This window comes from uncultured Microbulbifer sp., from assembly GCF_947489355.1.
GTDB lineage: Bacteria > Pseudomonadota > Gammaproteobacteria > Pseudomonadales > Cellvibrionaceae > Microbulbifer.
The window spans coordinates 64,322-84,659 of the sequence record NZ_CANLDD010000010.1; the positions used below are offsets into that span (position 1 = coordinate 64,322).

Consider the following 20,338-nt stretch of genomic DNA (forward strand, 5'->3'; position numbering starts at 1 on the left):
TGGGTTTAAATAATGAGCGTGTGCGTTGTTCCCGCCGTTGTTCTATTCGCCCTTGCGTCCTGGTGTTTCAGATTCAATACCTGGCGCTCTCCTTTGCGGCCCGGTTCTAGCGTGGCTCTCGCGCTGTCGGCCTGGTACCACCACACTGCCAGCAATAGTCAAATGCAGCCCCATTCTCTTCACTACAGTGCGGGCAGTGCCAGCCCTGCCCTGTTTCGACATCCTCCAACAGCCGACGTGCATGCTCAAAGTCACGGTCCCGTTCCAGCCACAATTCCGGCCATGCCTGGTTGGGAGCCAGCTCTCCGGATGCCCCCTGGGCAAACGCGTTTTTCAGGAATACCGGGATACCGGCCACCTCAAGGCGGCTTTTCGCCAATTCGACCAACAGGCGGTTTTCGTGGGTGTAGATCAGCTTCATCATAAAATAGGGCGCAGTACCCTCGGCAATTAACACGTGTTTTTGTGGACGACTGGATTGCTGTTGCGAAAATTGGGGCGCCAGGAAGATGCTGTGGCCTGTATTTTAAGGGGCGCATGCGGGGGCGTGACCCGAAGCGGCACTTTCCTGTACCCATTGACAACCCGGCTGTCTATTTGGTTGCCAGTTTAACAAAACGACGCGTGAAGTAACCCTACAGAGTGACGGGCCAGGCAGAAATTCGAAACAAAGTGACCCGTTACTCCGGCTCGGCCAGGGTGCAGTCCTCTACCGCACAGTAATCCTCATGGGACACCGTGATAATTTCCAGAACGTTGCCCAGTGAATTGAGTGCGGCCCGACTATGCACCAATACTCTGCCGGAGCGACTGGCGATATATTCGATGACGGCTCTGCCTTTGGAGCTTTTGTACACCGCCAGGCGCTGGCCTTTTTCCACTGAGTCGCCGTGGCTGACCAATAGCTGAATCCACTCCCTGGGGTGAATCTGTGCGGTACCCGTGCGCGAAGTGCCCGCGTGACCCTGCCCGGTGCCCAGCAGACCCGCTATCTCTCCGAGGGGAGGGGTCTCCGCTGCCCCTACTTGTGTCCATCCACTGAGAGTCAGGATCACTAAAAACAGGAGGACTCTTTTCAACCCATTTCTCCCACACGCAGTTGACTTCGCGGGAATACAACCCGCACCACTGGGCATGTCACCATCGCCTTTTGCAAGGGGTGATATTTTAGGTATAGCTGACTCGGTAATTCACGCCAGAAAAAGCGCCTGTGCGCCGTCTATGTGTGGGCGCGGTGGTGATTCGGGCTTTCAGTGAGCCTGGTGGTCACCGTCTCGGAAATCAGGGGGGGTGGCGCGCACTTACCTGTATAGCAGGGCTGCGGCGCCACCGCTTTGTGGCGTCAATACCCGGAACCTGAGTGGGGGCCGGGTTGGTCGGGGCGTGGTTCAGCCAAGATCAATCCAGGTGGATTTCAGCTCGCAGTATTTGTCCAGCGCATGCAGGGATTTGTCGCGGCCGTTGCCAGACTGCTTGAAACCGCCGAAGGGCACCGTGATATCGCCACCGAAGTAGTTGTTTACCCACACGGAGCCCGCATAGATATCGCGGGCCATACGGTGGGCGCGGCCCAGGTTGTTGGTCCAGATACCCGCTGCCAGGCCGTAGATGGAGTCGTTGGCAATGGCGAGGGCTTCCTCTTCGGTCTCAAACTCCATTACCGACAACACCGGCCCGAAGATCTCCTCGCGGGCGATGGTCATATCGCCAGTCACGCCGCGAAATACCGTGGGCTCATAGTAGTAACCCCCCGCGACCGCTTCCACGGGTCTGCCGCCACATACCAACTGGGCTCCCTGCTCCAGGCCCTTGGCGACGTAAAATGCAACCGTATCAAACTGGCTGCGGTCGATCAGTGCCCCCATTGCCGTATTCGGGTCCTGGGGATGACCGGGTTTGAAGTGTCGAGCGGCTTTGCGCACCTTTTGGGTAAACGCCTCAGCGATACACTTTTCCACCAAGAGACGCGAGCCGGCGGTGCAGGTTTCGCCCTGATTGTAGAAGATGGCCAATGCCGCCGCTTCGGCGGCCCTGTCCAGGTCCGCATCGGCAAAAACAATATTGGGGCTTTTGCCGCCCAGCTCCAGAAAGGTGCGCTTTAGATTCGATTGGCCGGCATATTCCGTGAGGGACTTGCCCACCGCGGTGGAACCGGTAAACGTGAGGCAATCAATGTCCATGTGCAGACCCAGCGCCTTGCCCAGGCTGCTGCCCGGCCCCGGCAGTACATTCAGCACGCCGTCCGGCAGGCCCGCTGCCTTGGCCAGCCCCGCCAGTTTGATGGCGGTGAGCGGGGTATTGGAGGCGGGCTTTAAAATCACGCTGTTGCCGGTGGCCAGTGCCGGGCCCAGTTTCCAGGCGGTGGTGGACAGGGGGAAGTTCCAGGGCACAATTGCCGCCACCACCCCCAGGGGCATGCGGGTAATCAGGCCCAGTGTGCCGGGGCCTGTGGGTGCCACTTCGTCGTAGATTTTGTCGATGGCTTCGCCACTCCAGCGGAGTGTGGTGGCCGCGCCGGGAACATCCACCGCCATGGTATCGCCGATGGGCTTGCCCGCATCCAGGCTCTCCAGCAGGGCGATTTCCACCTGGTGCGCCTCAATCAGTTCGGCGAAGCGCACCAGCACTTTCTTGCGTTCCGTTGGTGGCATTTTCGACCAGATGCCGGATTCAAAAGTCTCGCGCGCCACGCGTACCGCCCGATCTGCGTCCTCGGGGCCACAGCTGGCAATCTGTGCCAGTGCTTCGCCATTGGCTGGATTGTGGATAGTGCGGGTTTTGCCGGAGAGGGCATCGACATAGTGGCCATTGATAAAGGCGCGGTCCTCAATCTTCAGAGAACGCGCTAGGGCCTGCCATTCCTGCAGGTTTCGGGGCGTAGTATTTTGTACTGACACGGCACACCTTGTTTGGGGTTGAAACTTGTTCGGGTTATATCGAAAACGTGATCACAAATCAAAGGGCATCTGTTGGCGGTCGCCTTGGGTTCAGGCCACCCGGGTCTCCACCTGCAACCAGTCTTCCTGCAACTGCATGGTGATTTTGTCACCGCGATGTAGTTCGCCAACCCCCGAGGGAGTGCCGGTCAGCACCACATCGCCGGGTTCCAGGGTAAAGTGGTTGCTGATATAGGCCACCAGATCAAGGATCGGCGTGAGCATTTGCCGGGTCATACCGCGCTGGCGCAGCTCGCCATTTAGCCACAGGGCATAGTTGAGCGCATCCCAGTCCGGTAGCGAGCCCAGTCGGACAAAGGGGGACAGGGGGCAGGAGTGATCAAAGCCCTTGGCCTTCTCCCAGGGGTGCCCGGCCTTTTTCAATTGCGCCTGCAGCGTGCGCAGGGTCAGATCCAGCCCCAGTCCCAGCCCCGCCAGCGCCGGGGGGACCTCGGCGGTATTGGCACCGCGCAGCCGGCGGCCGATCAACAGCGCAAGTTCCCCCTCAAAGTGACAACTGCCGCGCCCCACTGGCAGGTGAATAGGCCGGCGTATATCCACAGCCGCCGTGGCCGGTTTGATAAACAACAGCGGTTCCTCGGGCACCGGGTTATTGAGTTCCGTGGCATGGCTGGCGTAATTGCGCCCCACGCACACGATCTTGCCCAATGGGAATGGCGCCGGGTGGCCACAGTTAAATTGATGTTGATACATAAATAAACAAAATAGTTAGGATAGTTATTTCGAATAAAGTGATATAAGCCGCCTGTGCTATGATCGCGCTTTTGCTTGGCGCCGGGCAATCGAGAAGCGCCCAGCAGGAATGCGCGCCCTATTCACACCCGGTGAAGAGATAGTTTATGGCTCCACACAATCCCGATCAAAGAAAGTCCCTGCAAAAAGACAAGATTCGTATCCTGCTGCTGGAGGGCGTGCACCAGTCCGCTGTGGATCTGCTCGCTTCCCGCGGCTACGCCAATGTGGAGTATGTAAAGACGGCACTGCCCCAAGAGCAATTGATTGAAAAGATTGCCGATGTGCACTTTATTGGTATCCGCTCCCGCACCCAGCTTACCCGCAAGGTATTGCAGAGTGCCCCCAAGCTGGTGGCCGTTGGCTGCTTCTGCATCGGTACCAACCAGGTGGACCTGCCGGCTGCTACAGCGCTGGGAATTGCCGTATTTAACGCACCTTATTCCAATACCCGCAGCGTGGCCGAGCTGATGATCGCTGAGGCGATCCTCATGCTGCGGGGCATTCCGGAGAAAAACGCTGTTTGCCACCGCGGTGGCTGGCTCAAGTCTGCCAGCGGCGCCTTTGAGGCCCGCGGCAAGACGTTGGGTATCATCGGTTACGGTGCCATTGGTTCTCAGGTTTCCGTGATGGCGGAAGCCATGGGGATGCGGGTGAAGTTCCACGATGTGGTCACCAAGCTGCCCCTGGGCAATGCCACCCAGGTCTCCTCCCTGGAAGTGCTGTTGCGGGAGTCGGATGTGGTATCACTGCATGTGCCCGAACTGCCCTCCACCAGGATGATGATCGGTGCAGAGCAGATCGCTCAGATGAAGCCGGGCGCTATTTTGCTCAACGCCTCCCGCGGTACCGTGGTGGATATTGATGCACTGGCACAGGCGCTGAATCGCAAGCACTTGGCCGGCGCCGCCATCGATGTTTTCCCGCGGGAACCGCGCAGTAACACGGAAGAGTTTATCTCTCCCCTGCGCCACATCGACAATGCCCTGCTGACGCCCCATGTGGGTGGCTCTACCGTGGAAGCCCAGGAAAACATCGGCACCGAAGTATCGGAAAAGCTGGCACACTACTCCGACAACGGCACCACGACCAGCTCGGTGAATTTCCCCGAAGTGGCACTGCCCAGCCACCCCGGTGCGCACCGGCTGCTGCATATCCACGAGAACGTGCCCGGCGTACTGAGCGCCATCAACCAGGTATTTTCTGAAAACGCCATCAATATCTCCGCCCAGTTCCTGCAGACCAACGAGACCCTGGGGTACGTGGTGATCGACGTGGATGCGGCGTACTCGGACCTGGCCCTGGGGAAACTGAAAACGATTCCCGGTACCCTGCGCTGCCGTAGACTTTTCTAAGCCGTTTACCCGGCAACCTCTATTGGGTTGCCGGGTGAACCGCCAGCCGAGGCAGGCCCAATAGCCGGATACGTTTTTTTGTCAACGGGCACATGGTCAAAAGATGCCCTCACTGGCAGCCAAAATGATTGATCCCGACTGGCAGCTACTCCTACAATAGGGCTTCCTATTCTGTTGCCCCTGCACCAGGCACCGCGCTTCCCGTGCATCCCCTGGTTTGGCATTTCACTTTTTTCATTGCGAGTGTTCCCTTGCGTAATCAGGATTCCGCCACTACCGGCCTGCTCGCCGGCGTTGTCGCCTTTTTTATTTGGGGGCTGGCACCACTCTATTTCCACCTGTTGCAGGGTATTCCGACAGCGGAAATCCTTGCTCACCGCAGTATCTGGTCACTGGTTCTGGCCCTGTTGATTCTGTCTTTGGCACACCGACTGCCGGATCTGGCCAATACCCTGCGCGACGGCAGGAAAATGCGTACGCTTGCCCTGACCACGCTGTTGATTGGCAGCAACTGGCTGGTCTTTATCTGGGCGATCAATAACGGCCATCTGCTGGAGAGCAGCCTGGGCTATTACATCAATCCCTTGCTCAATATCGTCCTTGGTGTGCTGTTTTTGGGCGAGAAGCTAAGGCGCCTGCAGTGGTTGGCGGTAGCCCTGGCAACGACCGGTATTGCCCATGAACTCTGGCAGTTTGGCCAGGTGCCGGTGATCGCCTTGTTCCTCGCCGGCACCTTTGCCCTGTATGGATTGGTACGCAAACGCGCCCCGGTTGAGAGCCTCACTGGCCTCACGATCGAAACCCTGTATATGCTGCCGGTGGGGCTGCTCTATCTACTATGGAGCGACAGTCCCACCAGTAACCTGCTGCACAACAGCTGGCAGTTGAATAGCCTGCTGGTGTTGGCCGGCCCTGTCACTCTGGTTCCCCTACTGTTGTTTACCATTGCAGCGCGCAGGCTGAACCTGTCTACCGTTGGCTTCCTGCAGTACATCGGCCCCACCCTGATGCTGGTGGTTGCCACCCAGGTTCTGGGTGAGCCCTTCCGCGAAGGCAAGCTCACCACCTTTATGCTGGTGTGGCTTGGGCTCATACTCTATTCAATAGATGCCCTGGCGCAGCGGCGCAAATTGCATTTACAGGGCAAGGCTGTGCTGTAACGGGCGGCAGCCTGCGAAAGCGGAGTTGGGGGAAAGCGAGCAGCGGGGTGAGCGCTTATCGGTCTGCAGTGGCAACCCCCTGTGCCGTTTTTACCCGGCAACCGTTTGAGTGTCGGGAAGACAGAGGCATCGCCATTAAGGAGGATTCCGGGTGTTGGCGCTGAGACCAAACTGTGAGTGTTGTGATAGAGATCTGCCGGCAAATTCCCCTGAGGCGATGATCTGTTCCTACGAATGTACTTTTTGCAGATCCTGTGTGGAGAAGGTGTTGAGTGATGTCTGTCCCAATTGCGGCGGTGGCTTTTGCCCCCGCCCGATTCGCCCGCAGATAGCCAGGCGCGCCGGTGTGGGCATTGACTTCCAACCCGCCACTACAAAGCGGGTGTGCTCAAAATACAGTAGGGAGGAGATGCGGGCGTTTGCAGCGGCCGTAAAGGATATTGCCCCGCAAGTGCGCTGATGGCGCGGGCACTCTGGTCGTGCGTTCCCGGTATCCAGGGGTAGTGGTTGTACCGGTGGGACTTAAACAGGCTGCGCCCCTGTTCGATGTAACCGCCAGGCAATTGCTGGCTTTCTCTCCCAATCCCCCGGTCTGGGGCTGGCATTATTGCCCCAGACACCGTAATTTATATCGCCTTTTTTTGGGGATCTCACAGGGGTAACTATGACGAGTATCGTAGCGGACATCGGCGGCACCAACGCCCGTTTTGCGATTGCCAAACCCGTGGCGGAAAGCTATCGCCTGGAGGGGCTTGAAGTGGTGGACTGCAAGCGGTTTGACGGCTTCGATGCCGCCTTGCGGTACTGGCTGGAGGGGCTGGAACAGCCCAGGCCCGAGAAGGCCTGTATCGCCGCCGCCGGCCCCCTGGAGCGAACCCCCTCCGGCGGCAGCGTCTATATGACCAATCTCGGCTGGCGCATTGATGCGGGAGCGCTGGCAAAGGCGTTTTCGTTCCCTCACCTGGAGCTGATCAATGATTTCGCTGCACTGGCGCAGTCCCTGCCGCGCCTCTCCACCGCGGATTACCGCGTGTTGCGCGATGTGCCCCGTGTACAGGGCGCTCCCATGGCAGTACTGGGCCCGGGAACCGGCCTGGGCGTCGCCGGTCTCGCCGAGGTGGATGGCCGCTATCATGTGCTCGCGGGTGAGGGTGGTCACGCCAACCTGACCGTTTCCACCCAGAGGGAGCTGCAGCTGCTGCGGATTCTGATGCAAAATCGCACCCCGGTATTCAATGAGTGGGTCTTGTCCGGCGGCGGGCTGGTCAACCTCTATCGTGCTGTGTGTGTGCTGAATGGGCAATCCCCTGAAGATCTGACACCACCGGATGTGAGCGCGCGGGGGTTGGAAGGCTCCGATCCCCTGTGCCGGGAAACCTTGTTGGACTTTCTCAATTTCCTCGGCAGTGCCGCTGGGGATGCGGCTTTGTACCTGGGTGCCCGTGGGGGTGTCTTTCTCGGTGGGGGCATATTGCCCCGGATCGCGCAATTGCTGCCGGAGAGTGCATTCGAGCACCGCTTTCTCAGTAAGGGGAGGGTCGCCAAATGGATGGAGGCGGTTCCCGTCTTTGCCCTCAACACCGGTTATCAGGCGCTGATCGGTGCCGCAGTGCAGCTTGAGGGTTGATATTCTGTAACAAATTAGCCCCGCAGTGTGCGGTTTGGGGCGGCTAATTACGCAGTGTTGGCGGAGTGCACAGCCCTTCCTGTCGTCCCTCCCCAAGGCGAGGCCGCAGGTTGACAGCACCCGGCGCGGGGGCGGGATGATCTCGGCCTTGCAGAGGGGCTACACCTGCGCATGGCAGCCCGAAGAGGCCGGCTGGGCACGCTACTCGATGATCTTGTCCCAGTAGTGCGTACGCCGGAGCATTTCCTCTTTTACCGCTTCTGGCAGCAAATCAACCGGTGGGAGACCTTCCCGTATCTGCCAGCCACCGCCCAGTGACAGATAAACCTGTACCAGATTGGCGGCCACAGTGCCCTGAGTAAACGCCAGTATATCCTGTTGCTGTACATCCGAAGTCAGGGTCGAGATAACGGTGTTAAATTCTACCAGGCCATTGGTGTACTGGGATAAAGAGAGCCTGACCGATTCCTTGGAAGCCTGCGCCGCGGTTTCGTAGTAGGTCAGTTCTTCCTGTGATTTCAGGTAGGCAACGATGGCATTTTCCACATCGGCCTGAGCCAGCAGCACTGTCTGGCGATAATCTGCGAGGAGTTGCTGGAAAGTGGCATCTTGTAAACGCACATTGCTTTTCAGGCGCCCATAGTTGAATATATTCCATTGAAATTGCGCAAATAAATCCCAGGCTCCGCTGGAACCTTCAAACGGTCCATCTTTTATATCAATCGTACCAATGGAACCACCAATCGAGAAAGCCGGGTAGAGCTCTGCTCTGGCAACGCCAATTTGCTCCCCCTGTGCTGCGAGCAGACGCTCCGCCTGGCGGATATCGGGGCGCTGGCGCAGGAGGTCCTGGGGCATGCCAATCGCAATACGGGCCGGGACGCTGGGGATCATTGAAAATTCACCCAAAAGATAATTGAGGTCGTGCGGCGGCATACCAAGCAATACCGCCAGGGTGTTTTTAAGCTGTTGCAGGTTGACTTCTACTCTTGGAACGGTGGCCTGGGTATTGCTCAGCAGCGCCAGGGCCTGTTCGGCGTCGAGTGCACTGACCTCTCCCGCCTGAAATTTTACCTCGGCGATCCTTAGGCTCTCCCTTTGTAAGCGAATATTTTCCCGGGCAACCTCCAGGCGCCTCTGAGCGGTGCGGATATTGATATATGTCTGCGCCACCTGGGCAACGATGGAAACCAGGACGCCGTCATACTCGGCCATACTGGCTTCAAAATTCGCAGCTGCGGATTCCACCAGGCGTTTGAATTGTCCCCACATATCCAGCTCCCAGCTCAGATTAAAATCCAGGGTGTATTCACTCTGGACAACGCCGGGCTCAAATGAACCTTTTGAACGGTCGGCGACGCCGACAATTTCCTGCACTTGTGGGTACTGATTCCCGATCGCGATGGCCAGTAGTTGTTGGGCCTGCAATGCCCTCAATGCGGCTGACCTCAGTTCCAGATTGTTATCGACCGCCAGGGCGACCAGCTCGTCCAGGGCGACATCGGAAAAAGCCGACTGCCACCAGAGGGGGTTGACGGCATTGAGACTGTTTATGCGTGTATCGTGCTGGTATAGCCAGTCCTGCTCGATACTGACCGGGGGGGGGTGGTAATCCGGGCCGAGTGTGCAACCATAACCAGCGAGGACAGCCAATATAGCGGCGTGTAACGAGAGGCGCAGAGCCCTAAAGCCCTCCCGCTTAGGGAGTTTGCACCGGTTCATCTTGTTTGGCGTCCGCAGTACCACTCATCACAAGCACTGAGCTGGTAAAGCCGACTCGAAGTTTCACGGAGGCAGGAAGGTCGGTCAGATAAATTCTCACCGGTATCCGCTGTGCCAGGCGAATCCAATCAAAGGTGGGATTGATCTGGGGCAGCAGGTCGTTGCCAGCGGTTCCATCCTGTTGTGCGATTCCCCAGCCAATACTTTCCACATAGCCCTCTAGGGGAGTGTCCGGGTAGGCCATCAAGGTGACGATGGCCCGGTCTCCGGGGGCTATTCTGCGAATGAAGGTTTCGCGGAAATAGCCGTCCACCCAATAGCTGTTAACATCCACAACGGACATTGCCGGCCTGTTGGCGACCGCCTGATCCCCGAAGCGAAAATCTATATTGGTCACATAACCGGAAACCGGTGCGATAACGGTGGTATATTCCAGGTTCAGCTCGGCTTGGCGTACGATAGCCAGTGCAGCGCGTATCCCCGGATTTTTTTCCCCCAGTGCACCCAACTGTGCCTGCGCCTGCTGCAGTTCTGCCTGTGACTGCTCCAGGGTATGCATGGCCTCCACAAGTGCCGCCTCGGCACCAATGCGGTACTCCACAGCGGAATCGTATTCGGCCTGGGCAGCCTCAAGAGATTTTTGCGAAGTGGCGCGCAGGGGCAGCAACTCTTTTTGACGCTCGAACTCCGCTTTGGCTTTTACAATCTCGGCCTCCAGCGCCTTGATATTGCTTTGTGCCTGATCTATTGCCGCCATGGATTCGCGCAGCTTCGCTTCAAAGGCCAGAACATTCTGTCTTTGCGCTTTATAGGTGTCGATGGCCTCTTCGTATTCCGCTCTGACTTCTGCCAGAGTGGCCTCATAGGTCCTGGGGTCAATCTGGAAAAGAAGATCTCCCGCATTGACGAATTGATTGTTCCTGACCGGCAACGCTACAATCTGACCGGACACCCTGGGTGTTACCTGTACAATCTTTGCCTGTACTTTGCCATCCCTGGTCCAGGGATTTTGCAGATACTTCCACAGCTGCAGGAGTATCATCAATAAAGCAATGAAAACCACACTGCCTGTCAAAATATATTTGTTGGAGTAGCGCATTATTATATCCCCACAAAAAACGTTCCTATGAGGATGGTGTAGATAATACTAACCGCAATAATAACAGCGGGTGGGTTTGCGAAATATCGGGAAATTCGGTAGCGATCCAAAAGGCGTGCAGTTAATAGTGCGGCCGCTATGCCGAGCAGGCTCGACATCAATAGAGGAGAAAAGTATATTTCTCCTATAGATAATTCGTGCGGCACTACTAGCATTTCAAGTCACAGATAGTTTAAAGAAATCTGTTTTCACAAAAACGTCTCCAGTCAATGGTTTTCGTTGCGTTAAAAAATTCTGTCAAATAGCTATTGATGTAGGTTGAAACTCCCAGGAAGTATAAAAACTTCACGATCTCTTCTTCTGTTGGCAGTGTGTCCTCTTGTTTTGACGTTAATTGATTTGTGTCGAATATCTCTTTTCTAAAAAGATTTTTATTTTTTTCCTCCAAGGCTTCAAGATCTACATTGTGCTTATAGCCGGAAAAATAGAGGAGTATCTTTCTTGTAACAGATCTCCACTTCAGTACTTCCTGAATTATCTGTTTCGGAGGATTAAGCGGATCTTTCAGGTTGTCAATTTTATAGAGTATTTTAATTTGATTGCTGGTCAATATCACAAGTTTCGTTATTTTTCTAAGTTGAATTTCTGATATTCCTTTTTTGTCAGTTACGTCTAAACCGCTTCTCCAGTACTGAATGGTTTTGGGTGTTGCGATTACTATATTAATGTGATACATGGCAATCAGCCGATGGATAAAAGAAGTTTTTTATTGTTCTTGAATGCTCCTGTAGATATCAGGTATGCCGCACTGTGAAAAAATCGCTTTATGGTTTGTTTAAATTTATTTTCTGGTCGCAATGAGAAGGGTATATTCTTTGAAATGGCTAATATTGTAAATATTATCGGTACGGTAAACAATAAATTTGCATAGTTTAGGAAGTCGTAAGTTTGGTGATTGGCCAAATTGAAAACGTTGTTAGGGAAGAGCAGCATTATCATCCTTACTAAAGGCTGGTCTTCAAAAAATTCTAATGTGATAAAGCTTACACTGAAAAAGAAAATGAATATAAATGATCCAAGCATGTAATAACTGGATAATTTTGGCAGCAAGAAGAAGTAAAACGGAGCGGGAATTATGCAGGCTATGACAGTATATAAGCAGGTTGTAGATAGGTTTGTCATTGGGCTGGTGGAAAGTAAGCTGCCGAGAACCCCGGTAAGGGTGATCACCAGTAGGCCATCGATCATATCGGGTATAAAGATATACGCCAGATAGGCGATCCATATTGCCACAACCACTCGAAGAACGCTGGCGATACGATCCGGATCAGGCATAAGTATGCCAAGCCATTGTATTTTAACTTCGTTTGGGTAACCCAGATAGGATTGCCCGAATGCACGAATATCCTGCACCGAGATGACCAGAGAGCGGGTTTCCAACTCCAGTTCTTTCAGCTTTTGGTAGGTGACGGTCAACGCTGCGGCATCAAAAGTAGACAGAGTCTTTACGCGATCAAGCTTTATTTCAATCTTTTTTTTAACCGGAGTTTCGACCGCCTTTTCTTCAGAGAAATACATCTGTAGGCGTGTCAAGCGGCGATTCAGTTCCTCGAGCAACTCATCTAGATTGGCGAAAAAGTTCGCAACCCGCAACTGCCTTGAAAGGGCCAGGCTTTCGTCCAGCTTTAGCAGTGCCTGTGTTACTGCCGTTGCGCGATGTCCATAGTGACGCCACTGCCGGCGACACTCCCAGATTTCATAGCTATCGAAACTGGCGTCATCAACGGCTGTGCGCAGTCGAGTATCCGCTTGCAAGATCTCAAGGCGATGTTGGGAAAGCTCTTTTGCTTCTTCTTGACTGTATAATTGTGCAAAGCAGCGGGTACCAAACCGGTGTTGAGCGGCAGCCAGTGCGGTCGATGCTGTATCCAGTTCTCCCCGACTGCGGTTAGGCCATATCAGCACAGCCACAAGACTGTAGACGACAACCCCCAAAACCGTTTCCTGTATGCGAAAAATCCCTTTTTCAAACGACAGGGTAAAATCACCGCCGGTGGCATTCCACAGAACGAGGGTGACAAAGGCACTGACGATCCAAAAATACTCGTAGTGGGATCTTTGCAAAAAGTAAATACAGGCGCCAATCCACAGAGAGAGGCTGACCATAAACAGCCAGCGATCCTGCGGAAACACGGCGAAAATGATCCAGGCAGCCAGCAGGGCGAGCAGCGTACCAAATACCCGCATAAGGACGCGACCCAGGGATTGCCCGAGATTGATCTGGCTGCACACGGCAACGGCAAACCCCGCCCAGTACGGTTTGTCCCAGTCCAGGCTCAGGGCGATTCCGTAGGCGATCACCAGCGCCCCTGCAACTTTAATGGATTCCTTGGCGTTACGTGAAAGGGACACAACTCTCTCCGACCCTATATTCAACACTACAGCGACGCCTTTTTACTCCATGGCACAGAAAGCAATGTACAACATGAAATTGTATTGGGCAGACCTACAGAAGTATGGCATAAGCGGGGGGGGCAAATTTACACACGCAATAGGGGAAAAGCGGCGTAAAAATCCCGGTTTTGAGCCTGTTTTAGATACTGGGTCTCAGGCGCACAGTGGAACAGAGAGTGCACTACCCGCCGATCAAATGAGGGGCCGGGAGAGTCATCCGGCCAGCCCCGGCGAATTCTTCAGCCGGATAGGGTTTAACTCTCCAGCCCCAGCTTTTTCAATCGATAACGCAACGATCTGAAACTGATTCCCAGTTTCTGCGCCGCTGCGGTACGGTTCCAGCGGGTTTTCACCAGGGCATTTTCAATCGCTTCTTTCTCAATACTGTGCAGAAATTCATCCAGAGAGGCATACCGGCCGGAATCGAAGTGGTCGGGGTTTTTGGGTTCACTTGCGTTGGCGTTGGCGTTGGCGTTGGCAGGGGGCTCGTCTTTCTCGAAAGGTTGCCCATCCTGCGCCAGTAACAGGTCGTGGCTGCGGATCTCCTGTTGGTCGCACAGTGTCAGGGCTCGCTCCAGAATATTCTCCAGTTGGCGAACATTTCCAGGAAACGGGTATTGTTGCAGGGTCGAGAGTGCGCCAGCGCTGAGCCTGGGGGTGGCGAGGCCGGCGCTAGAGGCGATGCGTTGCATAATCACTTCGGCAAGCAGCGGGATGTCTTCGCTGCGCTCGCGCAGAGGAGGAATCGAGATTTCAATGACATTAATACGGTAGTAGAGGTCGCTGCGGAAACACCCCTCGCTCACTGCTCTACCGAGATCTTTATGGGTTGCGCTTAGGATGCGCACGTCGATAGGGACTTCCCGGCTGGCGCCAATGGGACGTATGCATTTCTCTTGAATAGCGCGCAGCAGTTTTACCTGCATATCCAGCGGGAGATCGGCGACTTCGTCCAGAAACAGGGTGCCCCCCTGGGCGCTTTGTAATAGCCCCGGATTATCCTTGTGGGCGCCGGTGAAACTGCCCTTTTTGTGACCGAAAAACTCACTTTCCATCAGCTCGGCCGGGATAGCGCCGCAGTTAATGGGCACAAAGGGTTTGTCGGCGCGGGCACCCTGGGCGTGGATGGCGCGGGCTGCCAACTCTTTACCGGAACCGGATTCCCCGCTGATATAAACCGGCGCATCACTGCGGGCAACTTTGGCAATCTGCTCGCGCAGCATGCGCATGTTATCGGCATCCCCCAGAAGCAGTTGGTCTGCGTTTTTATCCTGTGGGCGGTGGCGGTTTTGATTCAGACGCAACGCCAATTGGACCAAGGTGCGCAGACGTTCCAGATCTACGGGTTTACTGACAAAATCGAAGGCACCCAGCTTCAGTGCCTTGATTGCGGTATCCATATTGCCATGGGCGGTAATGACGGCAATGGGGACATCCCGGTGGACACCGTTTTGAATATACTCCACCAGATGCAGCCCATCGCCATCGGGCAGGCGCAAATCGGTGAGGCAAAAATCATAGCGGTTGTTGACCAGAAAACGCTTGGCTTCTGTGAGATTGGCCGCACTATGGCAGTCCACCCCCATTCGCTGCAGGGTCAGGGAGAGGAGTTCACAGATATCCGGTTCATCATCGACAACCAGGGCCAGAGGTAGCATCAATGCTCGGCCTTTTCTTGTTTTGTTGATTTTGTTGAAATTGCTGGCAAGGGTGCCGAGACTGTTTATATCAGAAATTCTTTGCTCATAATCACCCCTGGCTTGAAAAAAATTCCTGAGCGAAATCAAGTTACACTAAACGCGTGTACAAATTCAATCCTGAAACAGCTCTTATTGTCCGCGCTGCGACAGTGGTAGAGGTTGGTCTTATTCGCTTCACACAATTCCCGGGCGATATAGAGACCCAGCCCGCTGCCTTTGTTCCCTGTGGTGAAAAATGGTTCAAAAATCTGCGAGCGGTGTGCCTCTGGTACACCTGGGCCACTGTCTTTGATATCCAACTGGGTGCAGTCCCGTTGTGGATTGTAGTAAGCGCAGATTGCCGCATGGCGCCTGCCCGTGGCAATCTGGGAGTGGTGTAGGGCATTTTCCGTGAGGTTGGTGACCACCTGGGCCATTTGCGCAGCGTCAAAGCGGGTTCTGAGCGGCGCTTCGGGCAGCTCCAGTTCAATTTCATCGCCGCCGGTAGTGCCGGCACGGAAGTCCTGAATAAACTGTTCCAGCCAGGCAGTCAGGTCGTACTCCTGGGGATCTCCGGCACGGCGGCGCGATAGCTGCATCACATTTTCAATAATCTGATTCACCCGCTGGCTCTGTCGGCAGATGATGTCGGTCAGATGGCGTTCTTCCTGGCGCAGATGGGAGGACTCTGACAGGAGCTGGGCTGCGTGGCTGATGGCCGCGAGGGGATTGCGCACCTCGTGGGCGATAGAGGCTGTCAGGTGCCCCAGGGAAGCGAGTTTTAACTTCTGGGCGGCCTCGGTCAGCTTGCGGTTATCCTCGACGAAAACCAGAGTGCTGTTGCCGCTATCGTGCCGGAGGTCGGCAAAATTGAGGTGCAGTTCAACGCCATTTTCCCCTCGTAGCAGAGCATGGCCGGGAGTTTTTTTGCTGCGCCATGCGCCAATAGAGCGGCACAAGCCGTCGGGCGGCGCTTTGTCTGCTTGCAACTGCGGGCCCAGTAGCCGCTCTGCAGCCTGATTGATCAGTTCCGGCTTGCCGGATGTTCCCAGTACCAGAACGCCGGTATCCATACGTTCAATAATCTGCTCGGCCAGGCGCTGCAGATGCGCCGCCTGCCGACTCTGCAGATCGGCGCGCAGATTTGCGCTGCGGATGCGTGCGGACAAGTATTGCAAGGCACTGACGGTGGCGAAAAGTAACAGGCCGAGACCTCCGGCGGCAACAATATCCTGTGTGGTTCCCCGCCCGGATACCAGGTTGAACAGTTGCAGGCCGATCACCCCGAGGCTGGCAATGGCGGCAAAAAAGGCACCCATGCGCCTATCCAGAAGGATGGAACCGATGGAGCAGTTGATGAGCAGCAGATAGCCAAGGCCTGAATTGAGGCCGCCACTGGCTTCGATCAGCAGTAGAAAGGCGAGGATATCGCTGCTAAGCATCATCCCGATCTGCATAGGTCGCGCTCGATAGGCGCTCTTGTGCAAAAAAACCAACCAGCCAGAATTGAGCAGGGTGTAAACAACCAGGGTGTAGAAAAACAGGGCCGGCGAGAATCCGCCCAGAGCGCCTGCACCTACGTCCGAGTAGAAAACCCCCAGCAGGACCAGAGCAATTGCCAGGCGGTAAACTGCGCAGATACGCAGGAGTTGGCGGTGCTGGATGGGGGGCGTTCTGGTGCTGGCAGGGGAGGTGCTCAATGTAGATGCCCGGTATTGTTATAGAGTGGGTCGCTGTGGCTCCACAGGGGTTACAATAGCGGCCCGTTTTGCCCAGGGTTCAACAATGTCTACTTTGCAGTTAGTGCTGGCACAAATCAATTCCTCGGTCGGGGATATTCCCGGCAATACCGCCAATGTGATTGAGGTGGCGCGCAGGGCCCATCGGGAATTCGGGGCTGATTTGGTGCTGTTCCCCGAGTTGACCTTATGTGGCTATTCGCCGGAGGACCTGCTCCTGCGCCCCAGTATGCAAAAACGTATCGAAGTGGCTTTGGCACAGTTGAAAGCGGCAAAGCTCCCCTGCGCCATTTTTGTGGGCTATCCCTGGCAGCGGGAGGGCAAACTGTTCAATACGGCCGGCCTGATTGCCGACGGCGAACTGGTGGCAGAGTATGCCAAACAAAAACTGCCCAACTATCAGGTGTTTGATGAGAGGCGCTATTTCACCCATGGCGAGGCGCCCTGTGTGGTGGAGGTCAAGGGCGTGCCTTTGGGGATCAGCATTTGTGAAGATATCTGGCACCCGGAACCCCTGCGGCAGGCGGTAGAGGCGGGGGCCCAGTTGATGCTGAATATCAATGCCTCCCCTTTCCATCGCGGCAAGGCCCAACAGCGTCTGGCGCTGCTCGCCGGGCAGGCGCGTGCGGGGCAGGTACCCATTGCCTATGTCAACTGGTGCGGAGGCCAGGATGAACTGGTTTTTGACGGCGGTTCACTGGTTGTGGATGCCCGGGGTCAGGTGCGCGCACGGGCGGCGGAATTCTCAGAGCAGTTACTCCCTGTGACCATCTCTCAACAAAGCGGCAGGGTTACCTCACTGCAGGGCGAAATTGCACCACCGTTGGGTGATCTGGCATCGGTCTACCAGGCCCTGGTGCTCGGAGTACGTGACTATGTGAACAAGAATGGTTTCAAAGGGGTGGTGCTGGGCCTATCGGGGGGGATTGACTCTGCCCTGACGTTGGCTGTTGCGGTGGATGCACTGGGCAAGGAGCGGGTGGAGGCGGTAATGATGCCCTTTCGCTATACCTCGGACCTGAGCAAGAGCGATGCTGCCGACCAGGCCCGGCGCCTTGGCGTACATTACCGGGAAATCGGTATCGAGCCCATCTTCGATGCCTTTATGGGCGCTTTGTCGGAGGAGTTTGCCGGCCGCGAGCGGGATGCCACGGAAGAAAATCTTCAGGCCCGCAGCCGCGGTGTGTTGTTAATGGCCATTTCCAACAAGAAGGGTGCAATGGTGCTCACCACGGGTAACAAGAGCGAAATGGCGGTTGGCTACGCCACCCTTTACGGCGATATGGTTGGGGGCTTCAATGCCCTGAAAGACGTACCCAAAGTACTGGTGTTTGAGTTGTCCCGCTATCGCAATACCCTGTCGGAGGTCATTCCGGAGACGGTGATCACGCGCCCGCCAAGCGCTGAGTTGGCCCCGGACCAGATAGATACCGACACCCTGCCGCCCTATGAGGTACTGGATCAGATTCTCAATCTGTATGTGGATCGCGACTGCAGTGCCGAAGAGATCATTCGCTGTGGTTTCGAGAGAAAAGTCGTGGAACGGGTTGTGCACCTGGTTGCCCGCAATGAGTACAAGCGCCGGCAGGCCGCGGTGGGTGTGAGAATATCGGAGCGAGGTTTTGGGCGGGATCGCCGCTATCCGATTACCAATGGCTGGAAGGCCGGCGAATAGCGGCATGTAGGATGGGCAAGGCGCTGGTGGCGCCGTGCCTGATCGCGCGGCTTACAACAGTTCCGGGGGCAGGGGCGTCTCGTCCCGATTGTACTCGGGGTTGTACAGTTCGCGGCTGTCAAAACCGCGGGGGTCGGACTTCTCAAACAGGCCAAGGGTGGCGCGGTGCACGATACTGCGGCCTGCGGCGCCCTTGTAGTAGTTGTAGTTGAAAGTGCCGTCTGGGTTGAAAGCGGGATGATTCGGGTAATTGTTGCGTATGACACTGAGGGCGTTGGCTTCCAGTTCCGGCATTTCCAAAAGATGGTAACCCTGTACCATAACCGCTAGGGCGTCCGGGACCGCGGGGGTTTGCTGGAAGTTTTCCACAACGTAGCGGCCCCGGTTGGCAGCAGCCAGGTAGGCGCCGCGCTTAAAGTAGTAGTTGGCCACGTGAATTTCATAGCGCGCCAGCAGGTTGCGCAGATGGATCATGCGCTTTTGCGCGTCTATGGCGTAGCGGCTCTCGGGATAGCGGGCCATAAGCTGGGAGAAGTAGGCGAAGGATTCCCGTGCGGAGCCGGGGTCGCGACTGGTCATGTCGGTGGGCAGGAAGCGTTCAAACAGACCCGCGCCCTCGGTAAAGGAGGATAGCCCTTTCATATAGTAGGCATAATCCACATTGCGGTGCTGCGGGTGCAGGCGGATAAAGCGGTCTGCGGCAGCGATAGCGGCATCGTTCTCGTAGTTGCGGTAATAGGCGTAGATCAGCTCCAGTTGGGCCTGTTCGGCGTAGTTGCCAAAGGGGAAGTTATCCTCCAATGCGCGCAGGTTCCTGACCGCCAGATCCCACTGGTTGCTCCTGAGTTGCCGCTGCGCGGCTTCGTAGAACGCCTGTTCGGTGCGGCTGCCGGTGGGCAGACCCTCTTCTGATTCGTCAGTGCTGGCGCAGGCAACCAATATCGCGGATACCATGGCCAGCCATAGCATTTTCCAGGTCTGCATAGCCCTTCGCTCTATCATTCTCACACTCTACCTTATTAAACTATCCACCAAGATCAACCTGGCGCGCTGGACATTTAACCACAGTCGCGGAGCTGCCCAAAGTATTTGCAATTGATTGATGAATGACCACCTGAAACTCGATATTGAAGTTCCGGCCAATATGGCTGGTCGAAGATTAGACCAGGTAGCGGCCGAATTAATTCCCGATTATTCCCGTTCGCGCCTACAGTCCTGGATCAAAGGGGGCCAGTTGAGGCTCAATGGCGCTCCCGCCAGGCCCAGAGACAAGCTATCCGGTGGGGAGCATCTCAGTCTGCGGGCAGAACTGGAAGCCCAGGGTGCCTGGCGCGCTCAGCCCTTGGACCTGGCTATTGTCTATGAAGACAATAGCCTGCTCGTCATCAACAAATCCACGGGACTGGTCGTCCATCCCGCTGCCGGTAATCCCGATGGCACTCTGCTGAATGGCCTGCTGCACCACTGCCCATCCCTGCAGAACATACCCCGTGCCGGGATAGTACACCGCCTGGACAAAGACACCAGCGGCCTGATGGTCATCGCCAAAACCCTGCCAGCCCAGGCGCACCTGGTGAACCAGTTAAAACAGAGAACAGTCAGTCGCCAATACGATGCCCTGGTTCAGGGGTACATCACCGGAGCCGGGCGTGTCGATGCCCCAGTTGGCCGCAACCGCCAGAATCGCCTGAAAATGGCGGTTGTGGACTTTGGTGGCAAGGAGGCCATTACCCGCTATCGGGTACAGCGACGTTTCCCTGCTCATACACTGTTGCGCTGCAAACTCGAAACCGGGCGCACCCACCAGATCCGGGTACATATGGCCCATATCCGTCATCCACTGGTGGGCGATCCACTCTACGGGGGCCGGTCAAAGTTGCCACCGGGGGCATCGGCGGCACTGATCCAGGCTTTGCAGTATTTCCCCCGTCAGGCCTTGCACGCTGCGGAGCTGGCCCTGGTGCACCCGGCCAGTGGCGAGGAAATGCACTGGTATGCGCCCATGCCTGCGGATATGCTGGACCTGCTCGACTTACTCGGTGCAGACAGCGCCTAGTGCGCCGAGTGTTCATTCAGACGGGCCTGCTCCAGTGGTGTCGGCTCCGTTTGCCTCTGGAAAACGTGTAAGGCAACAAGCTG

General features: G+C 56.0%; 18 protein-coding genes. 6 read left to right on the forward strand and 12 right to left on the reverse strand.

Annotation, left to right across the window (positions count from 1 at the left end):
• Nucleotides 1–106 precede the first annotated feature (106 nt).
• The 4 genes from Q1A48_RS06775 to Q1A48_RS06790 form a co-directional block, all read right to left on the reverse strand.
• Complete coding sequence (locus Q1A48_RS06775) at nucleotides 107–457, reverse strand: DUF2007 domain-containing protein (protein WP_299942710.1); 351 nt, start codon at nucleotides 455–457, stop codon at nucleotides 107–109.
• 223 nt (nucleotides 458–680) lie between these two features.
• Entirely contained in the window at nucleotides 681–1,079 is a 399-nt protein-coding gene (locus Q1A48_RS06780) for a hypothetical protein (protein WP_299942712.1), read from the reverse strand.
• A 309-nt stretch (nucleotides 1,080–1,388) separates the two neighbouring features.
• Complete coding sequence (locus Q1A48_RS06785) at nucleotides 1,389–2,897, reverse strand: aldehyde dehydrogenase (protein WP_299942714.1); 1,509 nt, start codon at nucleotides 2,895–2,897, stop codon at nucleotides 1,389–1,391.
• Nucleotides 2,898–2,987: 90 nt separating this feature from the next.
• Complete coding sequence (locus Q1A48_RS06790) at nucleotides 2,988–3,650, reverse strand: fumarylacetoacetate hydrolase family protein (RefSeq protein ID WP_299942716.1); 663 nt, start codon at nucleotides 3,648–3,650, stop codon at nucleotides 2,988–2,990.
• A 146-nt stretch (nucleotides 3,651–3,796) separates the two neighbouring features.
• Between Q1A48_RS06790 and serA the strand changes: the two genes are divergently transcribed.
• The 4 genes from serA (at nucleotide 3,797) to glk (ending at nucleotide 7,831) form a co-directional block, all read left to right on the forward strand.
• Complete coding sequence (gene serA / locus Q1A48_RS06795; protein ID WP_299942718.1) at nucleotides 3,797–5,044, forward strand: phosphoglycerate dehydrogenase; 1,248 nt, start codon at nucleotides 3,797–3,799, stop codon at nucleotides 5,042–5,044.
• Nucleotides 5,045–5,295: 251 nt separating this feature from the next.
• Nucleotides 5,296–6,204 (forward strand): EamA family transporter RarD, encoded by a 909-nt coding sequence (gene rarD / locus Q1A48_RS06800; protein WP_299942720.1) that lies wholly within the window; start codon nucleotides 5,296–5,298, stop codon nucleotides 6,202–6,204.
• 151 nt (nucleotides 6,205–6,355) lie between these two features.
• Nucleotides 6,356–6,664: a DUF1272 domain-containing protein gene (locus Q1A48_RS06805; RefSeq protein ID WP_299942722.1), complete on the forward strand. Its 309-nt coding sequence runs from the start codon at nucleotides 6,356–6,358 to the stop codon at nucleotides 6,662–6,664.
• A gap of 204 nt (nucleotides 6,665–6,868) precedes the next feature.
• Nucleotides 6,869–7,831, forward strand: coding sequence for a glucokinase (gene glk, locus Q1A48_RS06810; RefSeq protein WP_299942723.1), 963 nt, complete (start codon nucleotides 6,869–6,871; stop codon nucleotides 7,829–7,831).
• A gap of 201 nt (nucleotides 7,832–8,032) precedes the next feature.
• Here glk and Q1A48_RS06815 read toward each other — a convergent pair whose 3' ends face one another.
• The 7 genes from Q1A48_RS06815 to Q1A48_RS06840 form a co-directional block, all read right to left on the reverse strand.
• The gene (locus Q1A48_RS06815) at nucleotides 8,033–9,553 is read right to left on the reverse strand and encodes an efflux transporter outer membrane subunit (RefSeq protein WP_299942725.1); all 1,521 of its coding nucleotides are present in this window, start codon (nucleotides 9,551–9,553) and stop codon (nucleotides 8,033–8,035) included.
• Entirely contained in the window at nucleotides 9,531–10,652 is a 1,122-nt protein-coding gene (locus tag Q1A48_RS06820; protein WP_299942727.1) for an HlyD family secretion protein, read from the reverse strand. The genes Q1A48_RS06815 and Q1A48_RS06820 overlap by 23 nt, the downstream gene beginning before the upstream one ends.
• A 2-nt stretch (nucleotides 10,653–10,654) precedes the next feature.
• Nucleotides 10,655–10,867: a DUF1656 domain-containing protein gene (locus Q1A48_RS21775; protein WP_366523387.1), complete on the reverse strand. Its 213-nt coding sequence runs from the start codon at nucleotides 10,865–10,867 to the stop codon at nucleotides 10,655–10,657.
• Between the two features lie 17 nt (nucleotides 10,868–10,884).
• Nucleotides 10,885–11,388 (reverse strand): hypothetical protein, encoded by a 504-nt coding sequence (locus Q1A48_RS06825; RefSeq protein WP_299942729.1) that lies wholly within the window; start codon nucleotides 11,386–11,388, stop codon nucleotides 10,885–10,887.
• Nucleotides 11,389–11,393: 5 nt separating this feature from the next.
• Nucleotides 11,394–13,091: an FUSC family protein gene (locus Q1A48_RS06830; protein WP_299942731.1), complete on the reverse strand. Its 1,698-nt coding sequence runs from the start codon at nucleotides 13,089–13,091 to the stop codon at nucleotides 11,394–11,396.
• Between the two features lie 269 nt (nucleotides 13,092–13,360).
• Nucleotides 13,361–14,764: a sigma-54 dependent transcriptional regulator gene (locus Q1A48_RS06835; protein ID WP_299942762.1), complete on the reverse strand. Its 1,404-nt coding sequence runs from the start codon at nucleotides 14,762–14,764 to the stop codon at nucleotides 13,361–13,363.
• A gap of 125 nt (nucleotides 14,765–14,889) precedes the next feature.
• Nucleotides 14,890–16,485, reverse strand: a complete 1,596-nt coding sequence (locus Q1A48_RS06840) for an ATP-binding protein (RefSeq protein ID WP_299942733.1) — start codon at nucleotides 16,483–16,485, stop codon at nucleotides 14,890–14,892.
• An 85-nt stretch (nucleotides 16,486–16,570) separates the two neighbouring features.
• On the opposite strand from Q1A48_RS06840, the gene Q1A48_RS06845 reads away from it, so the two are divergent.
• The gene (locus Q1A48_RS06845) at nucleotides 16,571–18,199 is read left to right on the forward strand and encodes an NAD+ synthase (protein ID WP_299942735.1); all 1,629 of its coding nucleotides are present in this window, start codon (nucleotides 16,571–16,573) and stop codon (nucleotides 18,197–18,199) included.
• Nucleotides 18,200–18,250: 51 nt separating this feature from the next.
• On the opposite strand, the gene Q1A48_RS06850 is transcribed toward Q1A48_RS06845, so the two are convergent.
• Complete coding sequence (locus Q1A48_RS06850; RefSeq protein WP_299942737.1) at nucleotides 18,251–19,183, reverse strand: outer membrane protein assembly factor BamD; 933 nt, start codon at nucleotides 19,181–19,183, stop codon at nucleotides 18,251–18,253.
• A gap of 118 nt (nucleotides 19,184–19,301) precedes the next feature.
• Between Q1A48_RS06850 and rluD the strand changes: the two genes are divergently transcribed.
• Nucleotides 19,302–20,255 (forward strand): 23S rRNA pseudouridine(1911/1915/1917) synthase RluD, encoded by a 954-nt coding sequence (rluD, locus tag Q1A48_RS06855; RefSeq protein ID WP_299942739.1) that lies wholly within the window; start codon nucleotides 19,302–19,304, stop codon nucleotides 20,253–20,255.
• Nucleotides 20,256–20,338: the final 83 nt, after the last annotated feature.